This window comes from Tardiphaga sp. (genome assembly GCF_044340795.1).
GTDB lineage: Bacteria > Pseudomonadota > Alphaproteobacteria > Rhizobiales > Xanthobacteraceae > Tardiphaga.
Genome location: NZ_JBIISY010000258.1, coordinates 1 through 8,076 on the forward strand (window position 1 = coordinate 1; position 8,076 = coordinate 8,076).

At 61.5% G+C, this 8,076-nt stretch carries 9 protein-coding genes; 4 read left to right on the forward strand and 5 right to left on the reverse strand.

Annotation, left to right across the window (positions count from 1 at the left end; all coding sequences use genetic code 11):
- The coding region (locus tag ACIQ17_RS27785) for a helix-turn-helix transcriptional regulator (protein ID WP_398472602.1) at nucleotides 1-1,131 on the forward strand (1,131 nt) is incomplete at its 5' end.
- 273 nt (nucleotides 1,132-1,404) lie between these two features.
- Here the strand turns inward: ACIQ17_RS27785 and ACIQ17_RS27790 are convergent.
- Nucleotides 1,405-1,614 (reverse strand): hypothetical protein, encoded by a 210-nt coding sequence (locus ACIQ17_RS27790; RefSeq protein ID WP_398472603.1) that lies wholly within the window; start codon nucleotides 1,612-1,614, stop codon nucleotides 1,405-1,407.
- Between the two features lie 116 nt (nucleotides 1,615-1,730).
- Between ACIQ17_RS27790 and ACIQ17_RS27795 the strand changes: the two genes are divergently transcribed.
- A complete protein-coding gene (locus tag ACIQ17_RS27795) occupies nucleotides 1,731-2,093 on the forward strand; it encodes a hypothetical protein (protein ID WP_398472604.1) in 363 nt (120 codons plus the stop codon).
- Nucleotides 2,094-2,100: 7 nt separating this feature from the next.
- Here ACIQ17_RS27795 and ACIQ17_RS27800 read toward each other — a convergent pair whose 3' ends face one another.
- The 3 genes from ACIQ17_RS27800 to ACIQ17_RS27810 form a co-directional block, all read right to left on the reverse strand.
- Nucleotides 2,101-3,318, reverse strand: coding sequence for an ABC transporter substrate-binding protein (locus ACIQ17_RS27800; protein ID WP_398472605.1), 1,218 nt, complete (start codon nucleotides 3,316-3,318; stop codon nucleotides 2,101-2,103).
- 152 nt (nucleotides 3,319-3,470) lie between these two features.
- Nucleotides 3,471-4,694, reverse strand: a complete 1,224-nt coding sequence (locus tag ACIQ17_RS27805) for an ABC transporter substrate-binding protein (protein WP_398472606.1) — start codon at nucleotides 4,692-4,694, stop codon at nucleotides 3,471-3,473.
- Between the two features lie 169 nt (nucleotides 4,695-4,863).
- Nucleotides 4,864-5,688, reverse strand: coding sequence for an enoyl-CoA hydratase/isomerase family protein (locus tag ACIQ17_RS27810; protein ID WP_398472607.1), 825 nt, complete (start codon nucleotides 5,686-5,688; stop codon nucleotides 4,864-4,866).
- A 185-nt stretch (nucleotides 5,689-5,873) separates the two neighbouring features.
- Here ACIQ17_RS27810 and ACIQ17_RS27815 point away from each other — a divergent pair, with 185 nt between their 5' ends.
- Nucleotides 5,874-6,809, forward strand: coding sequence for an SMP-30/gluconolactonase/LRE family protein (locus ACIQ17_RS27815; RefSeq protein ID WP_398472608.1), 936 nt, complete (start codon nucleotides 5,874-5,876; stop codon nucleotides 6,807-6,809).
- Nucleotides 6,810-6,840: 31 nt separating this feature from the next.
- Here the strand turns inward: ACIQ17_RS27815 and ACIQ17_RS27820 are convergent, their stop codons facing one another.
- Nucleotides 6,841-7,413 (reverse strand): TetR/AcrR family transcriptional regulator, encoded by a 573-nt coding sequence (locus ACIQ17_RS27820; RefSeq protein ID WP_398472609.1) that lies wholly within the window; start codon nucleotides 7,411-7,413, stop codon nucleotides 6,841-6,843.
- Between the two features lie 138 nt (nucleotides 7,414-7,551).
- Between ACIQ17_RS27820 and ACIQ17_RS27825 the strand changes: the two genes are divergently transcribed.
- The coding region (locus tag ACIQ17_RS27825; protein ID WP_398472610.1) for an MFS transporter at nucleotides 7,552-8,076 on the forward strand (525 nt) is incomplete at its 3' end.

Here is an 8,076-nt window from a genome sequence, read left to right on the forward strand (position 1 = left end):
GGAAACATTGCTGCGTTGTCGGGACCCATTGTGCTGGATTCATCTGCTGACTTTGAAACGCTTGTCGACGAGATCTACGAAGCGAGCGTGATGGCCGATCGCTGGCCGCGGCTTCTCGATCGTTTGACCGCCATTGCCGATGGTGTCGGTGGGGTGATCTTCGCGGCTGCGCCCGGGCAACCACGGTGGTTGTCGTCAGACAGCATTTCCGCGGGCATCGATCGCTGGACACGCAGCCCTTACGCGCAGCGAAACCCGCGTAGCGAGCGTCTGGTGCCCAACACCGAGGCGCGGTTCCTCACCGATCTCGATCGCTTCACCGAAGCTGAGCTTGATGCCGAGCCGTTCTATACGGACGTGTTGCGGCCAGGTGGTCTCGGCTGGTGTGTCGGCACGACCATCCGTTCCCCAGCGGGCGATACGCTCGTGGTCTCGATCGAGAAGGCCTTTGCCAAGGGCCCGGTGGAGCGAGCGACCGCGGAAAAACTGGACATCCTGCGTCCGCACATCGCGCGTGCGGCGGTGCTGTCCGGCCGCCTCGGCTTCGAGCGCGCCCGCACGGCGGTGAATACGCTCGACCTGATCGGTCTTCCCGCTGCCGCGGTGACCCAGACCGGCAAGGCCGTTGCCGCCAATCCGGGTTTCCTCGCGCTCGGCCCGGCGGTTCAGGTCGGTACGCAGGATCAGGTGCAGTTCACATCGTCCGCCGCGCAGATCATGTTCAGGGAAGCGCTGACGGTGCCGGCGTCGCTGACCAAAGCCGGCCGTTCGATCCCCGTCGCCGGCAGCGAGGCCAATGCGCCGTTCATCGCACATGTGCTGCCGCTACGGCTGTCCGGGCTCGATCTCTTCGCCGGCGCCATGTCCATCGTGTTCCTGACGCCGGTGACCGAGCAGCGCAGCCCCGGTCCGGAACTGCTGCAGGCGCTGTTCGATCTCACCCCGGCGGAGGCGCGCATCGCCAGTCTGGTGATCGATGGCAAGTCGGTGGATTCGATCTCGAAGATCCAGAGCGTCAGTCTCAATACGGTGCGGACCCAGCTGAAGTCCGTCTTCATGAAGACCGGTGTCGATCGCCAGGTCGATCTCGTCCGCCTGCTCGGGCAGCGCCACGGCCAGCCGGCCTCCTGATCAGCGCCACGAAAAAGGCCGGCGAAGAAGCCGGCCTTGATCCTCAGTATCCCCACTCAAAAGGTCTGCGTCGTCAATATATGGTCCGCCGAGGCGGTAAATAGACCCGCTAAGCTGCTAACGCAGCCGCTAAACCAGTCTCCAAATACCGACGTAGGCTATCCCACAGAACGAAGCGTCACCAATTTGGGTGAAATCTGCCGAATTACTTGACTGAGCGTCTCATCTCGAAATCAGGCGGGAACTTTCCTGCTGCGACGTTTCATGGAACTGTCATCCGGCCTTGGGCAAGCGCCAGCCGATGACCCGGGCCTGCACGAGGTCGCCCGTCCCGGCATTGCGCCATTCTCCATCGGCATGAACGCACACAAAGGGCAGCAGATAGGTGCCACTCTTGTCTTCGCACAAAACCTGCACAGGCTCGGCGGTGGGCGGGACGTCCTGTGTGTTGAATTCTGCCAGCCGTTGATCGCGTGTCACCATGGGATGCTCCGGCCGAAGGAACGGCGTGCGGCGTCTGTCGTTCCCATCAGGTGTGATTGACAGCCAGCCATGAACATCGTTGCTCTCATGGTTGGATCGCTATGAAAGGATGTGCAATGCGCAGCTCGAGACTTCTCACTCTGACATTCCTTGTGGCGGGCAGCAGCGCGGCGATGGCGCAGGACGTGCCCGGCATCGAGATCTGCACAGTCGAGAAGACCATGGAGCGGCGCACCAGCTGCCTGCAAAGCAATGTCAACTTTCTCCAGCAAACCGTGGGCAAATTGCGGCTGGATCAGCAGCAGCGCCTCGACGCAGCCAATCGCCAGATCGATGCGCTGAAGGCGACGGTGACGAGTCTGCGGAAGACCGTCGAGGAATTGCAGGCGGCCCAGAAGGCCGCGGCGGCATCTCCGGCCAAGCCGGCACCGGCGCCTGCAAAGGATGCGGCGCCGGCCGCGAAGGATGCTGCGAAATAGCAGCGATTCATTCGCTGCTGAGCACCGGCCCGAACAGTTCCCAGCGCTCGCCCTTGAAGCGCATCATCTGCAATTGCTGCAACGGGCTGTAGTCGGTCGAACTGGTCTTGATCCGCGTGCCCGGCAGAAAGATGCCGACCTCGTGATCCAGGCTGGTCGCCTGCTTCATCACGTTTTCGCGAGTGAGGTTGTCGCCGCATTGCTGCAGGATATGCACCAGCGTGCGCGCGATGCCGAAGCCGTAGAGTGTGTAGATGTCGTTCTTGTCGCCGTCCGGATAGTACTTGTCCATGAAGGCGCGCCATTCCTTGATGGTCGGATCGTCCTTCCATTGCGGATCGGTGGGGTCCTTCATATAGGCCGCGCTGATCACGCCCTGCGCATTGTCGAAGCCTGCGGGCTTGATCACCGAGCCGACGGACTGCGAGACATTGACCAGCATCTGCACCGGCTTCCAGTTCAGTTCGGCAACTTTCTTGATCGCCTGCGCTGCGAATTTCGGCGAGGCGATGTTGAGGAAGATGTCGGGATTGGCGGTGCGGATCTGCACGATCTGCGAATCCACGGTGGGTGAGGCGATCTCAAAGCTTGCCTGCGTGACGATCATCTTGTCGGCCTTGTCGCCGAGCCCCTCACGCACGCCGCTGAAGTAGTCCTTGCCCATGTCGTCATTCTGGAACAGCACGCCGATCTTCGCGTCCGGATGGTTCTTCAGAATCCACGTGGCCCAGATTTTCCCTTCATTGTGGTAACTGGGCGACCAGCCCATGGTCCAGGGAAAGTGTTTTGGATCGGCCCATTTCGATGCACCGGATGACACGAAGAGATGCGGCACCTTCTTGATGTTCATGTATTTCTGGATCGCGGAATTGGTCGCAGTGCCCAGCGGATTGAAGATCAGCAGCACCTCATCGCTCTCGACCAGCTTGCGTGCCTGCTCGACCGTCTTCGGCGGTGAATAGGCGTCGTCATAGCTGATGAAATTGATCTTGCGGCCGTTCACGCCGCCCTGGTCGTTGACCATGCGGAAATAGGCCGCTTCGGATTTTCCGATCGAAGCGTAGGACGATGCCGGTCCGCTATACGGCATGATATTGCCGATCTTGATTTCGGTATCGGAGGCGCCGGGATCGTATTTCTTCTGCGCGAGAGCGGGCAGGGTGCAGACGCCAATCAGGAGGCTGGCAAGCGCGAAAGTGGTTCGGCTGGGCAATGAAGCGAGCATGGTTTCCTCTGACTTTTCTTGTTGCATGCGGCCTTGCATCGGCCACGCGGCTTGCCCGCGAGTATGCATGTTTGACGCAAGGCGCATAGCAATGTCAGCGGAGAACCCCTCTCCACAAATGGAGAGGGGCCGCATGCCGTTCCGCAGATGTCCTAGGATTCCTTCTCGCCCGACATCAGCGGGCCGAACAGTTCCCAGGTCTCGCCCTTGAAGCGCATCATCTGCAATTGATCGAGCGGGCTGAAATCGGTCGGGCTGGTCTTGATCTTGGTGCCCGGCAGATAGATGCCGATCTCCATGTTCAGGTTGGCCGCCTGCCGCATGATGTTCTCGCGGGTGAGGTCATCGCCGCATTGCTTGAGCACCTGCACGATCCCCTGCGAGACGCCGTAACCGAACACGGTGGCACCATCGTCCTTGTCGCCTTCGGGATAATACTTGTCCATGAAGGCGCTCCATTCCTTCATGCCCGCATCGTCCTTCCAGGTCGGGTCCTTGGGGTCCTTCATATAGGCGGCGCTCAGCACGTCCTGCGCATTGGCGTAACCGGCGGGCTTCATCACGCTGCCAACGGAGGCCGAGACATTGGTGACGATATGGACCGGCTTCCATCCCATCTCGCCGACCTTCTTGATCGCCTGCGCAGCGAATTTCGGCGTGGCGATATTGATGAAGATGTCGGGATTGGCGGCCTTGATCTGCACGATCTGCGAATCCACCGTCGGCGACGCCGTCTCGTAAGGAACTTCGCTGACGATGTAGTCCTTCAGCTTGTCGCCGAAGCCTTCATGCAGGCCGACGATATAGTCCTTGCCGAAATCGTCATTGGCATACAGCACGCCGACCTTTTTGCCGGGATGGTTCTTCATGATGTATTGCGCGTAGATGCGCGCTTCGGCCTGGTAGCTGGGCTGCCATCCCATGGTCCATGGAAAATTCTTCGGGTCGGCCCATTTCGCGGCACCCGTCGAGACGAAGAGTTGCGGCACCTTCTTGGCGTTCATGTATTTCTGGATCGCCGTGTTTCCCGGCGTGCCCAGCGGGTTCATGATGAACAGAACCTCGTCATTCTCGACCAGCTTGCGGGCCTGCTCGACGGTCTTCGGCGGCGAGTAACCGTCGTCATAGGAGATGAAGGTGATCTTGCGGCCGTTGATGCCGCCTTTCTCGTTGATCATCTTGAAATAGGCTGCCTCGGTCTTGCCGATGGTGGCGTAGGACGAAGCCGGCCCGCTATAGGGCATGATATTGCCGATCTTGATCTCGGTATCACTGGCGCCGGTATCGTATTTCTTTTGGGCGTGAGCGGTGGTGGCTGTGAACGCGAAGGCGAGGCTGGCGAGCGTGAGCGCTCGCAGGACTTTCAAGTCATGCATCGTGAGGCCCTCCCTGTGGTTCGATCAACCGCGGCGACCCGTCTGTGCGAGCTTCGCGATGCGGCTCGAATGCAAGGGAGTATGCATCAAGCAGGAAAGTTGAAAATGGGCCTGCCTCGACAATCGTCGCCGCGGCGCACAAGCGCCGCCGTATCGCAATGCAAGGGACTCAGCGGCCCTTGAAGTCGGCCGGGCGCTTTTCGAGGAACGACGCCATGCCTTCGCGAAAATCTTCGGTGCGGAACAGCGGCAGCAGTTGCAGGAAGACGTGATGGACATGCTCGCCGAAATTCTCCGAAAGGCCTGCGCGCATCATCCGCTTGGCGGCTTGCACCGCCAGTGGCGCATTGGCCGCGATCTCGGCAGCGACGGCACGACCGCGCGCTTGCAATTCGGCATCGGCGACGACCTCATTGGTCAGGCCCATCTCGAGGCTCTCGCGCGCCGACAGTGTGCGGCCGGTGAAAATCAGTTCGGCCGCTTTGGCCCAGCCGATCATGCGCGGCAGAAACCAGGTGCCACCGGATTCCGGCACCACGCCGCGCTTGACGAAAGCGGCCGCGAATTTGGCGCTCTCCGCCATGATGCGGATGTCGCAGTTGAGCGCGATGTCCATGCCATAGCCGGCCGCGGCGCCATTGAGCAGGCAGATGGTCGGCTTCTCCATGTTGAACATCACGATCGGCTGTGCGGATTTCATGTCCAGCGTGGTGCGCGAACTGTTGGCGTCATTGGCCGAGCCGATGCCCTTACCCTGGGTAGCGCTGACCATGTCGAGGCCGGCGCAGAACATGCGGCCGGCGGCGGTCAGGACGACGACGCGCACGTCGGGATCGGCATCGGCTTTGAGGAAGAGGGCGCTGAGTTGGGCCAGCATCTCGCGCGAGATCGTGTTCATGCGCTCGGGGCGATTGAGCGTGATGGTCGCGATATTGTCCGCGACGGAATAAAGCACTTCATCTGATGTCAATGATGCAGCGGCTGGCTCGGACATAAGCTCCCTTTCGGCGTTTCTTTTGACGTTCTGTTTTTGTGAACGCAGCTAAGGCGGAATGGCGCTGGCGTGCAAGTGGCCATGCATTTGCGCGCCTTGGCAGGTCCGGGACGGTTTGATCTACTTCCCCATTCACGCGCCGGCAGTGATCGGTGCCCAAAGAAAAGCCAAGGGAGAGCTTGCCCATGTCCAGCCCCAACATCCGCGTTCTCGCCACCGATCTCGCATTCCCCGAAGGCCCGGTGGTGATGCCGGATGGCTCCGTGGTGCTGGTGGAGATCCGCGCGCAGCAACTGACGCGGATCTATCCCGATGGCCGCAAGGAAGTCGTCGCCAAGATCCCGGGCGGCCCCAACGGTGCCGCGCTCGGGCCGGATGGCAAGATGTACATCACCAATAATGGCGGTTTCAGCTGGGTGCCGTCGCGCGGCACCCTGATGCCGCATGCACCGGAGCCGCATGACTATATCGGGGGTGCGATTCAGCGTGTCGATCTCGCATCGGGCAAGGTCGAGACGCTGTTCAGCAAATGCGGCGAGCACAGTCTGAAGGGCCCCAACGATCTCGTCTTCGACAAGCAGGGCGGCTTGTGGTTCAGCGAGCTCGGCAAGCGCCGTGCGCGCGACATGGATGTCGGTGGCGCCTATTACATCAAGCCGGGGATGAGCGAGATTACCGAACAGGTCATCGGCGTGCTGCCGGCCAATGGCATCGGTCTCTCGCCGGACGAGAAGACCATGTATATCGCCGAGACGCCGACTGGCCGTCTCTGGGCCTATAATGTCGGCGCTCCCGGCGAGGTCGTGCCCGGCGACACCATCTATCGCGGCGAACGCGGGCGGCCGATTGCGGGCCTCGGCGGTTATCAGATGTTCGACTCGCTGGCGGTGGAAGCCTCGGGCAATGTCTGTGTCGCCACGCTGGTGTCGGGCTGCATTTCGGTGATCGCGCCGGATGGCAAGCTGGTCGAGCAGGTCGAGACCGGCGATCGCGTGACGACGAATATCGCTTTCGGCGGATCGGAGCTGAAGACGGCCTATATCACGCTGTCGGGCAAGGGCGAGCTGATCGCCATGGACTGGCCGCGCGGTGGCTTGCCGCTGAACTTTCTGAACAAGTAAAGAACCGCGCCGTAGGGCGGATGACGCTTCGCTAGTCCGCCTTGCGGCCGCGCGCTGGATAAATCCGGTCGATCAATTTCCGGCAATAGTCCGGCGTCGGCGGCTCCTGGCTGACCAGGATCCGATAGACGATCGGTGCGACCACATGATCGATGACTTCATCGATGTCGAACGGCGTTTCTCCGCGCGCCTTGGCCCGTTCGGTGAGGGTGGTGAGATGATCATTGGTGAAACTGCAGCACACACAGGACTGGCCTTCAGCGGCGTCCAATGTCCCGTCCCGCAGCAGCGCGCGGCCGACCGGAGATGACATTTCCTCGGCATACTGCTCGATGAAGGCCCGCAGATCAGACTCGATGGCGCCGGTATCGTCGGGCTCCCCGATCGGCCGCAGCCGGGCCACGGCGACGTCGGCCAGCAGCGATTGCAGGTCGCCCCAGCGGCGATAGATGGTGGAGGGCGTGACGCCGGCCTCGGCGGCGATTTGCGGGACTGTGATCTGGTTTCGGGTGGAAAGGCCGCCCAGTTTACGCACAGCGTCATGCACCGCGCTCTGGATCCGCGCGCTACGACCGCCTGTTCTGGTCCGCTCCTTCGTCGTCACGTCATCCTCGGCAGATGAGCCATGCCGAAACGCTTAACGCAAAGTATTTGCATTAAGCCGCCAAGCGGCCTAGCTTCGTTAAAGCGAATAATTAGCCTTTAGGAGGCCGGCATGCAAGGAAGCCCTGGGGAGACATGCGTGTCCACCGCGCCAGGCGCGACGCCCGCGAAGGTGCCGCTTTGGGCCATGACCGCCTTCAGCTTCGTGGCGGCTGCCACCGTGGTCGGCAGCAGCAGCGCGGCGACGCCGCTGTACCGGCTCTATCAGGAGAGCATGCATCTCACGCCGCTGATGATCACGCTCGTATTCGCGGTCTATGCGATCAGTCTGCTCACGGCACTCCTCACGGTTGGCGGACTGTCTGACTTTGTCGGCCGGCGCCCGGTCATCCTCGGCGGTCTGCTCGTCAATGCCGTGGCCATGATGCTGTTCTCCTATGCCACTGATGTCGGCGACCTCATTCTCGCCCGTGCCGTCCAGGGCCTCTGTGTCGGCGCCTCGACGACGACCCTCGGTGCTGCCATTCTCGACAGCGACCGCCAGCGCGGGCCGCTGCTCAACAGCGTCAGTGCGTTCATCGGCCTGATGGTCGGCGCGCTCGGCGCCGGACTGCTGGTGACCTTCGCGCCGGATCCTTTTCATCTGGTCTATGAAGTCCTGTTT

What these genes read in the sequence shown, in the direction of transcription:
- ACIQ17_RS27790 (WP_398472603.1), bottom strand. Translation starts at nt 1,614, where the DNA reads ATGGTGACACGCGATCAACGGCTGGCAGAATTCAACACACAGGACGTC.
- ACIQ17_RS27795 (WP_398472604.1), top strand. Translation starts at nt 1,731, where the DNA reads ATGCGCAGCTCGAGACTTCTCACTCTGACATTCCTTGTGGCGGGCAGC.
- ACIQ17_RS27800 (WP_398472605.1), bottom strand. Translation starts at nt 3,318, where the DNA reads ATGCTCGCTTCATTGCCCAGCCGAACCACTTTCGCGCTTGCCAGCCTC.
- ACIQ17_RS27805 (WP_398472606.1), bottom strand. Translation starts at nt 4,694, where the DNA reads ATGCATGACTTGAAAGTCCTGCGAGCGCTCACGCTCGCCAGCCTCGCC.
- ACIQ17_RS27810 (WP_398472607.1), bottom strand. Translation starts at nt 5,688, where the DNA reads ATGTCCGAGCCAGCCGCTGCATCATTGACATCAGATGAAGTGCTTTAT.
- ACIQ17_RS27815 (WP_398472608.1), top strand. Translation starts at nt 5,874, where the DNA reads ATGTCCAGCCCCAACATCCGCGTTCTCGCCACCGATCTCGCATTCCCC.